A 16,880-nucleotide genomic window follows, 5' to 3' on the forward strand; every position below is an offset into this window, starting at 1 on the left:
CCGCGCGCACGTCAGGCGTTGCGCGAGGCCACCATCGCGATCGTGAGCAGAACGAGCACCACCCAGCCGAACCACAGCCAGCCGTTGCTGCCGAGCGCCACCGTGTAGGCCGTCACCATGACGAGTCCGCCGACGGTGAGCACCCCCATCGCCTTCGTCGAACCGGGCATCGCGGCACACCCTTCTCCCGGCGGGGTCCACGACGCGGGCCGTGGCCTGCGCCCATTTTCACCCGAACGGACGCGGTTCGCCAGGGCCGGGTGGGCTACTCGCCTCCGTGCATGAGGGCCTTGTCCAGCCGCTCGATGCTGCAGACCACCAGGTAGTACCCCTTCCTCCACAGTCCTGTGCTGCGCAGACCATGACTCACATAGGTGTCGGCGGGGTAGTGGAGTTGCTGCGGCGGGGCGTCGGCCGCGCACTGTGCGTCCGCCTCCACCTCGGGCTTCTTGCCGGGCGTGAGGCTGGTGAGATGCGTGATCCGGAAGACCAGGCCCACATGGTCCTTGTCGCAGGAGACGAGCTCGTAGTGGGTGTATTCGCTGGCATCCCCGCGGGCATGGCCGAGGCAGTCGCCCTGCTGCATCTGGGTCGCGTCCTCGAACGCCATCCCGTACGGGCGGAGGTTGCCGAGCCTGCCGTACACCGGACCGTGCTTCCCGACCAGCAGGCAAGCGACGTTCCCGCCGGTGGCGTCGAAGCCCTCGCGGGTGGGCACCACGGCCAGGCTCTGGACGTGCCAGGCGAGTTTGTCGGCGGTCGCCTTCGTCCGCTGCGCGCACTCGTCCGCGCCGTCGCTGTCGGCCTCCTCGAAGGAGCGGGCCTTGTACAGCGCCATCACCTGCCCGTCGGGGCGCAGCGCTCCGCAGCTCGGATCCAGTTGCAGACGCGGGGTGCCCGAGGCCGGTGCGGGCGACGGGTCGCTCAGCACGCAGTCGCCCTTCTTGAGCGGTGCGGAGAGCCCGACCCGGGTGCCGTACGGCGCTACGGGCGTGTGCGTCCTGCCGTACTGGGCCATGCCCCAGATCACCCCCGCCGTCAGCGACAGCGCGAGGAGCAGTGCCACGGTCACCTGTAGGAGCAGCGTCCGCTTGCGGCGTCCCCCGCCGGGGCCGGGGACGGGTACGGCGGGCCCCGTGTACCGGGGCGGACCGAAACCGGCGCCGGGCTGCGGGGTGTGCGGGGCCGGTGGGCCGAATCCTTGCCCCGGGCGGGGTGCGTACGCGGCCGGGGCACCGACGGTACGCGCCCCGGCCGCTTGCGCCATGGGTGTGTACGCCGCGTGGTGCGCCTGCGCGGGAGCGGCGGCCTGGGCCGTGGGGACGTACGGACCCGGCGCGGCGAAACCCTGGCCCCGGGCCGGGGACGGGCTCTGGTCGTGTGCGGGCGGGGCGTAGTCGTGGTCCCGGGACGAGCCGCCCGAAGCCCGGCCGGGGGGCGTGGGACCCCCGGGACCGTCGGAGGTGACGAACCCCGCCCACGGCGGCTGCGAGCCGGTGTCGACCTGGGTCGGCGGATGGGGTTCGGGCAGGATGATCCGGGCCAGGGCCGCCGCCGTCCGCTCCGCGGAGATCCGCAGGCCGGGGTCCTTGACCAGCAGCGCGTCGATGACCGGCCCCAGCGCGCCGGCCCGCGGGGACGGTGGCGCCTCCTCCGAGACCACCGCGGCGAGCGCCCCGAGGTGGCTGTCGCGGTCGAAGGGGCCGTGGCCCTCCACGCCGAAATACAGGGTGCAGCCCAGCGAGAACAGGTCGGCCGCAGCGGTCGGCTGCCCGCCCTGGGCCCGCTCCGGTGCCAGATAGGCGGCCGTGCCGACCACGACGGAGGTCCGGGTCCAGCGAGTCTCGGGGGAGTCCGGCTGGACCGAGACGCCGTAGTCGGTGAGGAGGATGCGGGCGCCGGGGGTGCCCGTGCGGTCCGGGGCGAGCAGGATGTTGGCCGGTTTGACGTCCCGGTGCATGATGCCGCGCTCGTGCCCGGCGGTCAGCGCGTCCAGCACCGCGAGGCCGACACGGGCGCACTCGTCGGGGGCCAGTGGACCGCGCCGGGCGAGCCAGGCCCGCAGGTCCTCCGCGCCCGCCACGTACTCCATCACGATCCACGGCAGGCCGTCGTGCTCCAGGACGTCGTGCACGGTGACCACGTGCGGGTGGTCGCGCAGCACCGCGGCGTGCCGCGCCTCCGCGCGGGCGCGCGCGATCCGCGACTCGAGTTCCTCGCCGCCCTCCGGGGTGCCGCGGAACCTGATCTCCTTGAGCGCGACATGGCAGTCGAGCCGCTGGTCGTGGGCGAGCCAGACGTGGCCCATCCCGCCGGAGCCGACCTGCTCCAGGAGCAGATACCGCCCACCGATGAGCCGACCCGCTCCGTCCGGCTGTGCTGCACCTGCTGTCATCGGGTTGCTCCCCGGGTTCCGCGTGCTGTCGTACAGGGGTCAGGCGGCGCTTTCGCCGGGCCCGGCGGAGTCGCTCGTGCCGGGGTCGACCGGGGCGGGTTCACTCGACACGGGTTTGCTCGCCGGTGGCGCGCTGCTGATGGTGGGCCTGGCCGAGGTCGGTTCCGTGGTGGGCGCGGTTCGCGTCGGTTTGGGCGGCGATTGGGTCGGCGTCGGTTTGGGCGGCGGTTCGGTCGGGGCGGACGCCGAGGCGGTGGTCGGGGCGATGCTGGTCGGAGTGTTCGACGGCGAGATGTCCGGCGGGGGCGACGAGCCCGTCTTGCCGCCCGTCCCGCCGACCGCACCGGGCGTCGTGGGTGAACCGGTGTCGCTGCCGGAAGACGAGGGGCCGCCCGACGACTCGCTCGAGGAGGGGCCGGACGATCCCCCGGACGGGGTGGAGGGCGTCGTGCCGGTCGTGGGACCGCCCGTGGTCGTGCCATCCGTCGTCGTGCCATCCGTGGTCGTGCCACCCGATGTCGTGCCATCCGTCGTCGTGCCCGAGGGCGACGGCGTGGTCCGGTCGCTGCCGCTTTCGGACGGGCCCTCGGGCTGTACCACCGAGAGGACCACCGACGTGCCCCAGTCGACCTGGCTGCCCTCGGTCGGCCGGGACGCCGTCACCCGGGCGCCGTCGGCCGGCAGGGTGTCACCGGCGTACGACATTCCCAGCCCCGCGTCGGTCAGCCGCTTGGTCGCTTCGGCGAAGGTCGTGCCGGTGACGGTCGGTACGGCGTGCTTCTGCTGGGTGCTGAACGACTTGTCCTGGCTGCCGTCGCTGCCCACCGGGCGGGCGATCCCCTGGTCGGGGTGGTGCACGTCGACGAGCTGGAGCTGGTGGATCTCCCGCTTCCCGGGCGGCGGCTCGACCACCACGACGCGGTCCTGCCGGTAGTCGGCCCACTTCTTGTTGCCGTTCTTGAACTGCACGTCGGTCTTCGAGGTCTTTCCCTCGAAGGGGAGCAACGGATTGCCGCAGGAGCACTTCACCGCGGGCAGTCCCTGTTGGTCGACCAGAATGGCGATTCCGGCCTGGAGCAGCGCGGCGTACGAAACCGCCTTGCCGTCCGTGTAGTCGTGATTCGTTACGAGAGTGTCGTGACGCAGTACGACGGGTGTGAGTTGATCGATATAACTCGGGATCTGATCGGTGCCTATATGCAGTACCCGCGCCCATTCCTGGGCCTTCGCCGAGTTCTTGGGGTCGGTGAGGAATTTCTTCAACTTCGCCACGGCGCAGGTGCCGGGTTTCGTGGAGCCGCCCCAGACGCCGGTGCCGGGGTCGTTGCCGGGATCCGGTGCCGGCGAACCGCTGCCGTTACTGCCGTCAGGGGCGCCGCCGTACAGACCGGGGCTGTTGCTGGCCTGCACACCACCGCTGGGCCGGGCCTCGCGCAGTGGGATGTCCTTGCCGAGCTGTCCGTCCTCCTTGAAGAAGGGCGAGACCGAGGAAACCCCCGCCGCCACGGCCCGCACTACGAACAACTGATCGGATTTGCTGCACCCGCTGACTATCAGTACCGAAACCAGCAGTAGAGCGAGCCTTCGGGCGGCGGAAATCCCCGCCCTTTGCATGGACGCACGAATTGACATGACCGCTCCCCCTGCGGTTTCCCCCGTTGTCCCCCCATGCTACTGAACGGAAAACCCCTGCACGCAAGGTGAATTGCAAAGTTAATTCAGCGGCCGCGTGCGTTGAGTGAGGCCAGATAGGCGTTGTACGCCGCGAGTTCCTTGTCACCGTCGCGGTCGGCGGCCCGGTCCGTGCGGCGGGCCTGTCGCTTCTCGGAGGCGTACCACTGGAAGAGCAGCGCGATCAGCACGAGGACAGAGGGGATCTCGCTGAACGCCCAGGCGATACCGCCCGCGGCGCTCTGGTCGGCGAGCGCGTCGATGCCGAGCGAGGCGGGCGGGTTCTTGTACGTGTCGACCATCGGCTCGGACGCCATCATCAGCGCGATACCGAAGAACGCGTGGAACGGCATGCCCGCGAACAGCTCCAGCATCCGCATCAGATAGCCCGGTCGGTGCGGTCCGGGGTCGACCCCCATGATCGGCCAGAAGAAGACCAGGCCGACGGCGAGGAAGTGGCACATCATCGCGATGTGCCCGGTCTTGGAGCCCATCAGGAAGTCGAAGATGGGGGAGAAGTACAGCGCGTACAGACTCGCGATGAACAGCGGGATCGTGAACGCCGGGTGCGTGATGATCCGCATGTAGCGGCTGTGCAGGAACATCAGCAGCAGCTCACGCGGACCCTTGTTGCCTCGCGTGGCGGCCACCGGCAGTGCGCGCAGCGCCAGCGTGATCGGCGCCCCGAGCAGGATCAGGATCGGCGACAGCATGCTGATCACCATGTGCTGCACCATGTGCACGCTGAACATGACCATGCCGTAGTCGTTCAGCTTGGTGCACATCGCGAGCATCACGGTCAGCACACCGAGCACGAAGGCGATGGTCCGGCCGACCGACCACTTGTCGCCGCGCCGCGCGAGCCGTACGACCCCCCAGCCGTACAGGCCGAGTCCCACCAGGCAGGCGATGAGGAAGAACGGGTCCGCGGACCACTCGAGCCCCCGCCCCAGCGTGAACGGCGGCAGATCCATGGTCATGCCGTGCCCGCTGTGATCCATCCGCCGGCTCCTGATTCGTACGTTGTGCGCTGTCTGTCCGAACCAGAGTAGAACTGACCCCGGTCACAACTATGATCGGGGTCAGTGCAGCGCCCCGTCAGGGGCGCGGGGCTGTGTCACTATGCGGCTCCGCCGCGTGGGCGCGACAAGCCACGACGAACCCGCAGCCGAAAACGAACCCTCAGAGCACGCACTCCGCTTCCGCGTACCGCTCCTCGGGAACCGTCTTCAGGCTCTCCACCGCCTCCGCGAGCGGCACCATGACGATGTCGGTCCCCTTCAGCGCGGTCATCTGCCCGAAGTCGCCGCGATGCGCGGCCTCCACCGCGTGCCAGCCGAACCGCGTGGCGAGCACGCGGTCGTACGCCGTGGGTGTCCCGCCCCGCTGGACGTGCCCGAGGATCACCGGCCGGGCCTCCTTGCCGAGGCGCTCCTCCAGCTCCAGGGAGAGCTGCCGGGCGATGCCCGCGAAGCGCTCGTGCCCGTAGACGTCCTTGCCGCCCTCGTCGAACTCCATGGTGCCCGGGCGAGGCTTCGCCCCCTCCGCGGCGACGACGATCGCGAACCGCTTGCCCGCCTCGAAGCGCTCGCCGACCCGTGCGGCCAACTCCTCGATGTCGAAGGGGCGTTCCGGTACGACGATGGCGTGCGCGCCCGCCGCCATCCCGGAGTGCAGGGCGATCCAGCCCGTGTGGCGGCCCATGACCTCCACGATCAGCACCCGCTGGTGGGACTCGGCGGTGGTCTTCAGCCGGTCCAGGGCCTCGGTCGCGACACCGACGGCCGTGTCGAAGCCGAAGGTCACGTCCGTGACGGCGATGTCGTTGTCGATGGTCTTCGGAACGCCGACGATCGGCAGACCGCCGTCCGAGAGCAGCCGCGCCGCCTTCAGCGTGCCCTCGCCGCCGATCGGGATGATCGCGTCGAGGCCGAGCTCCTCGACATGCCCCTTGGCCCGCTCCACACCGTCACGCAGCTGCGCGGGCTGGACCCGGGAGGAGCCGAGGATGGTGCCGCCGCGAGCCAGGATGCCGCTCACCGCGTCGAGGTCGAGCTTCAGGTAGTCGCACTCCAGAAGCCCCTTCCAGCCGTCCCGGAAGCCGATGACCTCGTCGCCGTGGTCGACGACGGCGCGGTGCACGACGGACCGGATGACGGCGTTCAGGCCGGGGCAGTCGCCGCCGGACGTGAGGACACCAATGCGCATAGCCCGAAATACCTTCTCAACGTGGGCCGGGGACCGGACCACGCTGTCCGGCTGGAATCCCGGTCACCCTACCGGCGGGACGGGGTGGTGCCCTAGCGGGCGTCCGCCTGGTGGACGCGGCCGCACAAGTGAGCGGACACGCTGTCAGGCGGGCCCGACCTGGGTACACCGTGCCGGAAACGCCTAGGGCGCGCCTGAGGTATCCCTCGAGCGCGCCCTGTGGACGTCCCGCACCGTTTGTCCGCCGTTGGCCGACGGTTCAGGCGGGCTGCTGCGCCGCGGCGATGCGCTCGCCGCGAAGCGCCTCGTACCAGCGGTCGTCGATCGGCGGCAGCGCGTTCACATCGAGGGCCAGCTTCAGCAGCAGGTCCGCGATCTGCGGGTTGCGGGCGAGCACGGGCCCGTGCATGTACGTGCCGAAGACCGTGTCGTTGTACGCGCCCTCGGTGCCGTCGCCGGTGCCGTTGCCCTTGCCGAGCCGTACCTGCGCGAACGGGCGCGCGGTGGGGCCGAGATGGGTGACGCCCTGGTGGTTCTCGAAGCCGGTCAGCTGCGGCAGGCCGAGACGCGGGTCGATGTCTCCGAGTACGTCGCCGACGCACCGCTCGCCCTCGCCGCGCACCGAGACCACGTCGAGCAGGCCGAGGCCGGGCTCGCGCTGTCCGAGGTCGTTGATGAACTCGTGGCCGAGGATCTGGTAGCCGGCGCAGACCGAGAAGACGATCGCGCCGTTGCCCACCGCGCGGTGCAGACCGCCGTCGCGGCGCAGGCGCTCCGCGGCGAGCCGCTGCGGCCGGTCCTCGCCGCCGCCGATCAGATAGATGTCGCCGGAGGTCGGGATCGGCTGGTCGCTGCGTACGTCGAGACGAGCGACGTCGAGACCGCGCTGACGGGCCCGGCGCTCCACGACGAGGGCGTTGCCCTGGTCGCCGTAGGTGCTCAGCAGGTCCGGGTAGATCCACACCAGGCGCAGGCTGTTGTCACTCATTCTCTTGGTCCTCCGTGGCTGCTCAGTTGCCGACACGACGCCTCAAATCCTGGAATGCGGTGTAGTTCGCGATGACCTCGATGCGACCGGGCGGGGCGAGCTGCACCGCCTGGTCGAGGTTCTCGCAGACCTGGAAGGACTGGTTGGCGACCTCGAGACGCACGGCGAGGTCGAGCTTGCGGTCGCCGAGCACGAAGATCGGGTGCCCGGTCAGACGGGTGTAGTCGACGTCCCACAGCCAGGACGTGTCGGTACCGTCGGCGCCGCGTGCGTTCACGGACAGGATGACCGGGGTCGGCGGCGGGTCGATGAGGGAGAACGTCTCGAGCCAGCCCGCGGGGTTCTTGGCGAGCAGCAGACGCAGGTCGCGCTGCATGAACTGCACGACGTCGTAGCGTCCGGCGACCGCCTGCACCTGGTACATGCGCTCCAGGGCGACCTGCGGGGGCACCCCGAAGACCGCGGCGACGGCGGCCGACGAGGCGGCGTTCGCCTTGTTGGCCCGGCCGGGCAGCTGGAGGTGGATCGGCCACGCGGAGCCGTGCGGGTCGAGGACGTGGTCCCCGGACAGCGCCCAGGTCGGCGTCGGACGGCGGAAGCCGCAGTCGCCGCAGAACCAGTCGTCGCCGGGGCGCTGCATCACACCGCCGCAGGACGGGCAGGACCAGGCGTCCTCCTTCCACATCTGACCGGCCGCCACCCACATGACGTTCGGCGAGGAGGAAGCGGCCCACACGACGAGCGGGTCGTCGGCGTTGGCGACCACGACGGCCTTGGACCCGGCCAGGCCCTCGCGCCAGTGCTCGGCCATCATCCGGGTCTCGGCGGCCCGGTCGAGCTGGTCGCGGGAGAGGTTGAGCAGCGCGATGCACTTCGGGTCGGTGTCGCGGGCGACACCCGAGAGGTACTTCTCGTCGACCTCGATGACCGCGTACTTGGCGTCCGAACCCCCGGCGAGCGCCGAGGTGATACCGGCCGGCATGTTGGCGCCCAGCGCGTTGGACACGACCGGGCCCGCGGCCCGCAGCGCCTCCGCGATGAGCCGGGTGGTCGTGGTCTTGCCGTTGGTCGCCGACACCAGGATCACGTCCAGGTGGGTGGCGAGCCTGGCCAGCAGATCGGGGTCGAGCTTGAGTGCCACCCGGCCGCCGATCACCGATCCGCTGCCGCGTCCAGCGGCCCGCGAGACGGCCGCCGCCGCCTTGCCCGCCGTCACGGCCAGCTTGGCCCGCGGCGTCAGCGGGTCCGAGTTGCCTGACATCGTTTCTCGATCCTCCTTGCGTACGCGCCGCGCCTCTGCCCCCGGCACCGTGTGGGCCTCAGCCTATCGAGATCCACTCACGTGCCCGAATCGCGGCACCTCTGCGGTGCCCGCGCGACATTCGCGCGCCCATGAGGACCGTACCCTTGCCGCCATGCGACACGGCTCCATCCCCGGCACCAGAGGGCGCGTCCGGCCGGTGACTCTGCTCGGCGACCCCGTTCTGCACACACGGTGTGAGGACGTCACGGACTTCGGCCCCGAACTCGCCCGACTCGTCGAGGACATGTTCGCGACGATGTACGCCGCCCAGGGCGTCGGCCTCGCCGCGAACCAGGTCGGCGTCGCGTCGCGGGTCTTCGTGTACGACTGCCCGGACGACGAGGACGTCCGCCATGTGGGACACGTGGTGAACCCCCGTCTCGTCGAGGCGGACGGAGTGGTCCTGCGCGGGCCGGAGGGCTGTCTCTCCTTGCCCGGCCTGGAAGCGGGCACGGAACGGTACGACCACGCCGTCGTCGAGGGTTTCACCGTGGACGGGGAGCCGGTGCTGGTGCACGGCACGGGGTGGTTCGCGCGGTGCCTGCAGCACGAGTACGACCACCTGGAGGGTGGTCTCTACGTGGACCGGCTGAGCGGTTGGCGCCGGCGCCGGGTGATGAGGCAGGCGGCGCGGGCGTCCTGGGGGCGCTGAGCTCTGTCGGGCGGCTGTGGGTTGTTCGCCGAGAACAACCCGCGGCCGACACCCGACCTCAGAACCCAGGACCCCCGACACGATCGCCGGCCGCGGCCAGCCGACCCCACAGCAGGTCGGCCAGACTCCGTACCAACACGGCGCGGGAGCACGGCTGTTCACCCAGCCACCAGTCCCCGGCGGCATGCATCATGCCGACGATCCCGTGCCCCCACGCCCGCGCCAGCTGCTGACTGTCCGGTCCGAGATCCACCCGTTCCTCGATGACCTCGGCCAGCTCCTCGCCCATGCGGCGCAGCAGCGGCGCGGAGTGCTTGCCCAGGTCGAAGCCCTGGTCGGCGGACGAGGCGCCCTCCGTGGGGTGCATCAGGAAGCGGTAGACCTGAGGGTGCGCCTCTATGGCCGCGAGATACGTGTCGAGGGTGGCCTCCACCCGCTCCCGGCGCTCGGCGGGCGCGTCCAGCGCGGCCCGCAGCGCTCCGAGCAGGGCGTCGGTGTGCCGCTTGGCCAGTGCCGCGTAGAGTCCGCCCTTGTCGCCGAAGTGGCGGTACAGGATCGGCTTGGTGATGCCCGCCTCGGCGGCGATGGCGTTCATCGAGGCTCCGGGGCCGTCGCGGAGCACCACTCTGTCGGCGGCCTCCAGCAGCTCACGCCGGCGGCGGTCGGCGGACCTCTGCTGATCGGTCCGCTGCGTGGTGTCCATGATCTCTCCCCACCCGTGGTGATTCGGTGACGCTTGCGCAAACTAACACTGATCGGCCCATGCGTATCGAACGGGCTGCCGAGCTGAACGCGGGAGTTGACTTTTACTACTGGTCAGTAACAGACTCCAGTTACCGCAAGTAACACTTTAGTGCAGCGCTGGAGGGGACATGGTCGAGTTCACCATGGAGCTCAACGACGAACAGAAAGAGGTCCGCGACTGGCTCCACGGGTTCGCCGCCGATGTGATCCGCCCCGCGGCCGCCGAGTGGGACGAGCGTGAGGAGACTCCATGGCCGGTCATCCAGGAGGCCGCGAAGGTCGGCATCTACTCCCTGGACTTCTACGCCCAGCAGTACTTCGACCCCACCGGCCTCGGCATACCCATGGCCATGGAGGAGCTGTTCTGGGGTGACGCGGGCATCGCCCTGTCGATCGTCGGTACCGGCCTCGCCGCCGTGGGCGTCCTCGCCAACGGCACCGAGGAGCAGATCGGCACCTGGATCCCGCAGATGTACGGCGACGCGAACGACGTCAAGGTCGCCGCCTTCTGCTCCTCCGAGCCCGACGCCGGCTCCGACGTGGCCTCCATGCGCACGCGTGCCGTCTACGACGAGGCCAAGGACGAGTGGGTGCTCAACGGCACCAAGACCTGGGCGACCAACGGTGGCATTGCCAACGTCCACGTCGTCGTCGCGGTCGTCGACCCGGACCTCGGCTCCAAGGGGCACGCCTCCTTCATCGTGCCGCCGAACACGCCGGGCCTGTCCCAGGGGCAGAAGTTCAAGAAGCACGGCATCCGCGCCTCGCACACCGCCGAGGTGGTCCTGGACAACGTTCGCATCCCCGGTTCCTGCCTGCTCGGCGGCAAGGCGAAGCTGGACGAGCGCCTGGCCCGCGCCCGGGAGCGCGCGAAGGCGGGTGGCGGTGAGCGGGTGAAGAACGCCGCGATGGCCACGTTCGAGGCGTCGCGTCCGGCCGTCGGGGCCATGGCGGTGGGCACGGCCCGCGCGGCGTACGAGGTCGCCCTCGACTATGCGATGACGCGTGAGCAGTTCGGGCGGCCGATCATCGACAATCAGGGTGTCGCCTTCCAGCTCGCCGACATGCGTACGTCGATCGATGCGGCGCGTCTGCTGGTGTGGCGGGCTTCGTGGATGGCGATCAACGGGAAGCCGTTCACCGCGGCCGAGGGGTCGATGTCCAAGCTGTTCGCCAGTGAGACGGCGAAGAAGGTCACCGGGCAGGCCATTCAGATTCTGGGCGGCAATGGGTACACCCGGGAGTACCCGGTGGAGCGTATGCATCGGGATGCGGCGATCTACACCATTTTCGAGGGTACGAGCGAGATTCAGCGGCTGGTGATCGCGCGGACGTTGTCCGGGATGTCGATCCGGTAGCGGTGAGGCGCGGGATGCGGCTCCGCCGTGGCTGGTCGCGCCCACGGCGGAGCCGCACCCCGCGCCTCAAGAGGCAGTGCGCCGCCCTCACCGGAGTTTCAGAGGTGTGAGCTGCTCGATGTCGTACCTCGCCCTCAGTTCCTCGATGGCCGCGTGGTCGGGTGGGCCGCCCGAACCCAGGATCTCGAGCAGCTCCTCGAAGTAGCGCTCGTGGTCCGGGGGCGGGGAGGCCTGGAAGAACATCTTCGCCTGGGTCTCGGTGGGGTTGGAGAAGGCGTGGGGACAGCCCGGGGGCACGACGATGACCGTGCCCGGGGTTGCCCGTACCACCCGGTTGCCCGAACTCGACTCCCACTTCTGCCAGTTGTCGGGGGTCCGGATCCGGGGCTCGAAGGCGAGCACGTCCAGCTCGCCTTCGAGCACGTAGAACAGCTCCTCGCTGCGCGTGTGCACATGGGCGCCCACGTCGAAGCCGGGCGGTACCAGCACCTCGAAGGTGGACGCGGTGCGCGAGTGCGAGCCGGTCACCTTGAACGTCACATGCTGGGCGGGGGTCTCCACGATCCGGCCGTGACCCGGCGGCACGAGGAGCCCTTCGGCGGCGGTCATCGGCCGGTCACCACCGCACCGGCAGGGCCTCGGGCCCGCGGATCAACGCGCCCTTCTTGAAGGGGACCTGACTCGCGGGCACGGCGAGCCGCAGCCCCGGCATCCGGTCCAGGAGCGCGTCGACCAGGAGTTCCGACTCCAGCCTGGCCAGCATTCCGCCCGGGCAGTAGTGCGGGCCGAAGCCGAAGGCCACGTGCGGATTGGGATTGCGGGAGAAGTTGATGTGTTCCGGGTCGGGGAACACGTCCGGGTCGCGGTTGGCGGCCAGGTACGAGACGTAGACCGGGTCGCCGGCCCGGATCAGTACGCCCCCGATCTCCACGTCCTTGGTCGCGATCCGCGACAGGCCGACCGTGTTGCGGTGCGGGATGTAGCGCAGCAGCTCGTCGATGGCCTGGGGGCGGATCTCCGGTTGGGAGCGCAGCCGGTCGGCCAGCGCCGGGCGGGTCATGAGCAGGTAGAACATCTGCCCGCTGTTGTTGGTGACCGCCTCGCCGCCGATCTGGAGGAGGACGGCGAGTCCGACGGCCTCCTCCAGAGTGATCTCGTCCCGGCCCACGGCGGCGCCCAGCAGCGAGGTGACGTCCTCGTCCCTGCTGCGGCCACGGGCGCCGATGAGCTTCCTGAAGTACGCGCCCATCTCGTCCTTGGCCTCCTCGCTGACCTCGGCGCCGTGGGAGGAGGACAGGATCAGCTGCGTCCAGGCGTGCATGGCTCGCCGGTCGGCGGTCGGGACGCCCATCAGCTCGCAGATGACCGCGATGGGGAAGGGGCCGAGGATCGCCTCGGTGAGGTCGGCGGGCGGTCCGACCCGGAGCAGCTCGTCGACCATCTCGTCGAGCGTGCGCCGGGCCTTGACGCGGACCCGCTCCACCCCGCGTGCCGTGAAGGCCGCGGCCACCGAGCGGCGCAGTCGGGTGTGGTCGGGCGGGTCCAGGAACCCCACCGCGTCCCGGATCGGGATGAAGTGCGGGGCGAGCCGGGTGACCGACCGGTCGATGACCGCCTCGCGGCTGAACCGTGGGTCGTTGGCGACCATGCGTACATCGTCGTGGCGGGTCACCAGCCAGGCCCAGCCCTCGCCGTTGGGCAGCTGGACCCTGGTGACCGGTCCCTCGCACATCAGCTCGGTCAGGACCGGGTCGAAGTCCACGCCCTTCAGGTCGAGGGCGGGCCAGTGCCGAATGGGCGGCAGTGGCCCGGCGATCGTCTTCTCGGTCATTCCGCTCACGCCGTCTCGTCTTTGTGCCAGCGGCCCAGGGCCATTTCCGCGGTGATGCCGGGGCCGAAGCCCGCGAGCAGTCCGCGTGCGGAGTGCTCGGCGCCGCCCTCGTCGAACAGCCGGCGCAGCGCGTCCAGGACGACGGCGCTGGCGATGTTCCCGTACTCGGTGAGGGTGGCTCGGCTGAACCGGAATGCCTCCGGTGGGACCTCGAGGAACTTGCTGAGGTCGTCGAGGATCCTGGGCCCGCCCGCGTGGATGATGTAGAAGTCCAGCTCGGAGGCGTTCCAGCCGTGCTGTCGCGCGAGGGTGTGGAGGGCGGGGGCGAGCGGTTCCATCGTCCCGGGAACCCGCTTGTCCAGCAGGAAGTGGAAGCCCGTGGCGCGGACGTCGTACATGATCCAGTCCTCGGTCTTGGGGACCAGGTACGAGCCGTTGCGCTCCAGTTCGATGCCGGTGCCGCCGCTGCCGCGGACGACGGCGGCGGCGATGCCGTCGCCGAACAGGCCGTTGCAGAGCAGCGAGCCGACGCCGAGGTCGGTCGGCTGGTAGCAGAGCGAGCAGAACTCGCAGGCCACGATGAGTGCGTTGGCGTCGGGGTACGCCTGGCAGAAGTCGTGGGCCCGGTTGATCGCGGCGCCGCCGGCCGCGCAGCCCAGCTGGGCTATGGGTATCTGCCGGGTGTCGCTGCTGAAGTCCATCGAGTTGATCAGCCAGGCCGTGAGCGAGGGCATCATGAACCCGGTGCACGACACGTAGATGATCATGTCGATGTCGGTGGTGAGCAGCTCGGCGTCGTCCAGTGCCCGCTGTATGACGGCGGGGACGCGGGCCTTCGCCTCACTCTCGTAGACCTTGTTGCGTTCCTCGAAGCCCGGGTGTTTCAGCGTCTCCTCGATGGGCTGCACGATGTGCCGGGTGCTGACGCCGGTGTTCTCGATCAGCCGGAGTGCCAACGGCAGCTGTGGGTGGTCCTCATGACGGGAGCGAGCCAGCTCCAGCGTCTCCTCCATGGTGATCACGTATTCCGGCACGGAGACCGAAGGTCTGCACAAAGTCGCCATGACGCGCGCCTTCTTTCGCCTTCCGGGGAACTCTCGTCCCCCGGCGGAAGGGTGGTTCACCCACGGGGGTGGTTCACCCGCTGGGGTGGTCCACCCACGATCACCCGGAAGCGTGGGGATCTCTCGTCGGGTTACTCCATTCCGGGGAATTTTGGGAGGGTATGGGAGTGCAGGGGAAAAGGCCCCGGGGCGGCCGAACCGAAGGAGTACGCCATGGTGCGCACGGCCAGGGAGCTGCTGGAGGACACCACCGGGAAGCTCGCCCCGGACCCCCACGCCAACCGGCTGTTGCCCCTCATCGCCCGAGGCGCGGCCCGGCGCTCCACGCTCGCCGCCCTCGCCCACGAACAGCGCCATGTGATGGCCGCGGACCGCCGTGCGTTCCTGCATCTGGCCGAGCGCCCGGACGCCGGGCCGGAGAGCGCCGCCTTCTTCGCCCTGCTCGCGGAGGGTGAGGCTCTGGCCCAGGACAGGCTGGATGTGGCCGCCGCCTGCGGGGTGGACGAGGCGCGGGCGGCGGCCTACGAGCCGCTCGCGGACCGTCGAACGGTTGTCCGGCGCACGATCCTTCAGTGTGGAGAGGTGGGGCATCCTGTCCGGGTGGCCTGGTGAGGGGTGGTGTCGATGCTAACGTCGGCTTGTCCGGCAGTGGAGTTGCCAGACCTACCACCGGACGGGCGTGAAGTGACGCCTGTGGAGGCCCCTGTAAGACCAGCTCCCGCAAGGGGGAGGGCGAGGGCCCGTGAAGCAGGAACCCGTGGTGGTGCCGCGTAGCGGTGCGGACCAAAGTGGCCTGCGTTCGCGCAGGCGAGGACGTCAAGAGGTGAAGTTCTGGCAGACACTCTCGGAACTCGACCACCGACTAGTGCCGGTCCAACTCACAGGGGACCGGCCCTAGTCGGTCGACGCGCCGCTGCTGTGCGCGATGCAAGCCACGTCGATGCGGTCGGCGAGCTTGGCGAGTTCGATGGTCAGCGTCGCCACCGTGTCCTCGTCGAGTCCGTCCTGGCCGGCCTCCACCAGGTGCAGCCACCGGCCGCCCACCGTGCGCAGCAGTTTGCTGACGTCGGCGGCCGCCACCTGCAACGTGCCGCGGTCGTCGACGATCAGAGGCAGGGTCACTTCGCGGTTCACAGGGGGATCGTAGCTGCGGAACGCTTACGCTCCGTGCCATACCGTGGTGATGTTGCAGAACTCGCGGATTCCGTGCCCCGACAGCTCGCGCCCGTAGCCGGACCGCTTGACCCCGCCGAACGGGAACGCCGGGTGGGAGGCGGTCATCCCGTTGAAGAACATGCCCCCCGCCTCCAGATCACGGACGAACCGCTCCATCTCGGCCTCGTCGCTCGTCCAGACGTTCGAACTCAGTCCGAACGGCGTGTCGTTCGCCAGCGCCACCGCCTGGTCCAGGTCGGCGGCACGGTAGAGCGTGGCGACGGGCCCGAAGGTCTCCTCCTGGTGGACGCGCATCTCGGGGGTGATGTCGGTGAGGACGGTCGGCGCGTAGTACCAGCCGCGTTCCGTGAAACCTTCGGGGCGCTCGCCGCCGCACAGCACGGTCGCGCCGTTCTCCACGGCGTCGTCGACGAGCTCCTCCAGGTCGCCGCGTCCCTGTTCGGTGGAGAGCGGGCCGATGTCGGTGTCCTCGTCCAGCGGGTCGCCGACCTTGAGCGCCTTCATGCCCGCCGTGAAGCGTTCGGCGAAGGCGTCGAACACGTCCGTGTGCACGATGAACCGCTTGGCCGCGATGCACGACTGCCCGTTGTTCTGCACCCGGGCCGTCACCGCGGTTTTCGCCGCCCGGTCGACGTCGGCGGACGGCATGACGACGAACGGGTCGCTGCCGCCCAGCTCCAGCACCGTCTTCTTGACCTCGTCCCCGGCGGCCGAGGCCACGGCGCGTCCCGCCGGTTCGCTCCCGGTCAGCGTCGCCGCCTTGACCCGGGGATCGCGCAGAATGCCCTCGACGGCGCCCGAGCCGATCAGCAGCGTCTGGAAGCAGCCCTCGGGGAAGCCCGCCCGGCGGAACAGGTCCTCCAGGTAGAGCGCGGTCTGCGGCACGTTCGAGGCGTGCTTGAGCAGGCCGACGTTGCCCGCCATGAGGGCGGGCGCGGCGAACCGGACCACCTGCCAGAGCGGGAAGTTCCACGGCATGACGGCCAGCACCGGGCCCAGCGGCCGGTAGCGCACCAGGACGCGGGAGGCGCCCGAGTCCTTCACGTCAAAGGCGGCGGGCTGTTCGTCGGCGAGCAACTCTTCGGCGTGGTCGGCGTACCAGTGCATCGACTTCGCGCACTTGGCGGCCTCCGCGCGGGCCTGCTTGACGGGCTTGCCCATCTCCGTGGTCATCACCCGGCCGATGTCGTCCCGCTCCTCGTCGAGGAGGTCGGCGGCCTTGTGCAGCAGCCGCGCCCGCTCGGCGAAGGACGTGGTGCGATAGCTGCGGAACGTGGTCTCGGCCGTGGCGAGCCGGCGCTCGATCTCCTCGGCGCCGAGCGCGTCGTACGTCTTGAGCGTCTCGCCGTTCGCCGGGTTCACCGTCGCGATGGGCATGGCCGACCTCCTGAAGCGGGCTGTTCTTCGAGCCGGGCTTTTCTCCGAGCGGGCTGTTCTTGAAAAGCGGGCTTTTTTCCGACCCTCCCGCGCGGCGCGGTGCGGCGCAACGC

The 16,880-nt window shown here is 70.1% G+C and carries 16 protein-coding genes; 3 read left to right on the forward strand and 13 right to left on the reverse strand.

Translation table 11 applies throughout. The annotated features are described in order from the left end of the window. Positions 1 to 11 precede the first annotated feature (11 nt). The 7 genes from OG819_RS29280 to OG819_RS29310 form a co-directional block, all read right to left on the reverse strand. On the reverse strand, positions 12 to 170 hold the full coding sequence (locus OG819_RS29280) for a hypothetical protein (RefSeq protein WP_266651564.1): 159 nt from the start codon (positions 168 to 170) through the stop codon (positions 12 to 14). Between the two features lie 95 nt (positions 171 to 265). Next, on the reverse strand, positions 266 to 2,395 hold the full coding sequence (locus OG819_RS29285; RefSeq protein WP_266651565.1) for a serine/threonine-protein kinase: 2,130 nt from the start codon (positions 2,393 to 2,395) through the stop codon (positions 266 to 268). Positions 2,396 to 2,434: 39 nt separating this feature from the next. Beyond that, on the reverse strand, positions 2,435 to 3,901 hold the full coding sequence (locus tag OG819_RS29290; RefSeq protein WP_266651566.1) for a PASTA domain-containing protein: 1,467 nt from the start codon (positions 3,899 to 3,901) through the stop codon (positions 2,435 to 2,437). 212 nt (positions 3,902 to 4,113) lie between these two features. Beyond that, complete coding sequence (locus OG819_RS29295; protein ID WP_266651567.1) at positions 4,114 to 5,067, reverse strand: cytochrome c oxidase assembly protein; 954 nt, start codon at positions 5,065 to 5,067, stop codon at positions 4,114 to 4,116. A 181-nt stretch (positions 5,068 to 5,248) separates the two neighbouring features. After that, positions 5,249 to 6,274, reverse strand: a complete 1,026-nt coding sequence (locus OG819_RS29300) for a 6-phosphofructokinase (RefSeq protein ID WP_266417036.1) — start codon at positions 6,272 to 6,274, stop codon at positions 5,249 to 5,251. Positions 6,275 to 6,533: 259 nt separating this feature from the next. Beyond that, positions 6,534 to 7,262 (reverse strand): type 1 glutamine amidotransferase, encoded by a 729-nt coding sequence (locus OG819_RS29305; RefSeq protein WP_101407826.1) that lies wholly within the window; start codon positions 7,260 to 7,262, stop codon positions 6,534 to 6,536. A gap of 22 nt (positions 7,263 to 7,284) precedes the next feature. Next, on the reverse strand, positions 7,285 to 8,523 hold the full coding sequence (locus OG819_RS29310) for a MurT ligase domain-containing protein (RefSeq protein WP_266651568.1): 1,239 nt from the start codon (positions 8,521 to 8,523) through the stop codon (positions 7,285 to 7,287). 154 nt (positions 8,524 to 8,677) lie between these two features. Here OG819_RS29310 and def point away from each other — a divergent pair, with 154 nt between their 5' ends. Next, positions 8,678 to 9,217 carry a peptide deformylase gene (def, locus tag OG819_RS29315; protein WP_266417044.1) on the forward strand — a complete coding sequence of 180 codons (540 nt, stop codon included), beginning with the start codon at positions 8,678 to 8,680 and terminating at the stop codon, positions 9,215 to 9,217. A 58-nt stretch (positions 9,218 to 9,275) separates the two neighbouring features. Here def and OG819_RS29320 read toward each other — a convergent pair whose 3' ends face one another. Further along, positions 9,276 to 9,920 carry a TetR family transcriptional regulator gene (locus OG819_RS29320; RefSeq protein ID WP_266651569.1) on the reverse strand — a complete coding sequence of 215 codons (645 nt, stop codon included), beginning with the start codon at positions 9,918 to 9,920 and terminating at the stop codon, positions 9,276 to 9,278. 169 nt (positions 9,921 to 10,089) lie between these two features. Between OG819_RS29320 and OG819_RS29325 the strand changes: the two genes are divergently transcribed. Continuing rightward, positions 10,090 to 11,319: an acyl-CoA dehydrogenase family protein gene (locus OG819_RS29325; RefSeq protein WP_266651570.1), complete on the forward strand. Its 1,230-nt coding sequence runs from the start codon at positions 10,090 to 10,092 to the stop codon at positions 11,317 to 11,319. A gap of 87 nt (positions 11,320 to 11,406) precedes the next feature. On the opposite strand, the gene OG819_RS29330 is transcribed toward OG819_RS29325, so the two are convergent. From OG819_RS29330 to OG819_RS29340, 3 genes are read right to left on the reverse strand one after another with little or no spacing between them, the layout of a single operon-like run. Further along, positions 11,407 to 11,928, reverse strand: a complete 522-nt coding sequence (locus OG819_RS29330) for a cupin domain-containing protein (protein WP_266417050.1) — start codon at positions 11,926 to 11,928, stop codon at positions 11,407 to 11,409. Positions 11,929 to 11,935: 7 nt separating this feature from the next. Beyond that, on the reverse strand, positions 11,936 to 13,150 hold the full coding sequence (locus OG819_RS29335; protein WP_266652875.1) for a cytochrome P450: 1,215 nt from the start codon (positions 13,148 to 13,150) through the stop codon (positions 11,936 to 11,938). A gap of 5 nt (positions 13,151 to 13,155) precedes the next feature. Beyond that, positions 13,156 to 14,214, reverse strand: coding sequence for a type III polyketide synthase (locus OG819_RS29340; RefSeq protein ID WP_266417052.1), 1,059 nt, complete (start codon positions 14,212 to 14,214; stop codon positions 13,156 to 13,158). A gap of 213 nt (positions 14,215 to 14,427) precedes the next feature. On the opposite strand from OG819_RS29340, the gene OG819_RS29345 reads away from it, so the two are divergent. Beyond that, positions 14,428 to 14,826: a hypothetical protein gene (locus OG819_RS29345; protein ID WP_323139368.1), complete on the forward strand. Its 399-nt coding sequence runs from the start codon at positions 14,428 to 14,430 to the stop codon at positions 14,824 to 14,826. Positions 14,827 to 15,108: 282 nt separating this feature from the next. Here the strand turns inward: OG819_RS29345 and OG819_RS29350 are convergent, their stop codons facing one another. After that, on the reverse strand, positions 15,109 to 15,348 hold the full coding sequence (locus OG819_RS29350) for a DUF6213 family protein (RefSeq protein WP_168489781.1): 240 nt from the start codon (positions 15,346 to 15,348) through the stop codon (positions 15,109 to 15,111). A gap of 24 nt (positions 15,349 to 15,372) precedes the next feature. Then, a complete protein-coding gene (locus OG819_RS29355; RefSeq protein ID WP_266651571.1) occupies positions 15,373 to 16,767 on the reverse strand; it encodes an NADP-dependent succinic semialdehyde dehydrogenase in 1,395 nt (464 codons plus the stop codon). Positions 16,768 to 16,880: the final 113 nt, after the last annotated feature.

This window comes from Streptomyces sp. NBC_01549, assembly GCF_026339955.1.
GTDB lineage: Bacteria > Actinomycetota > Actinomycetes > Streptomycetales > Streptomycetaceae > Streptomyces.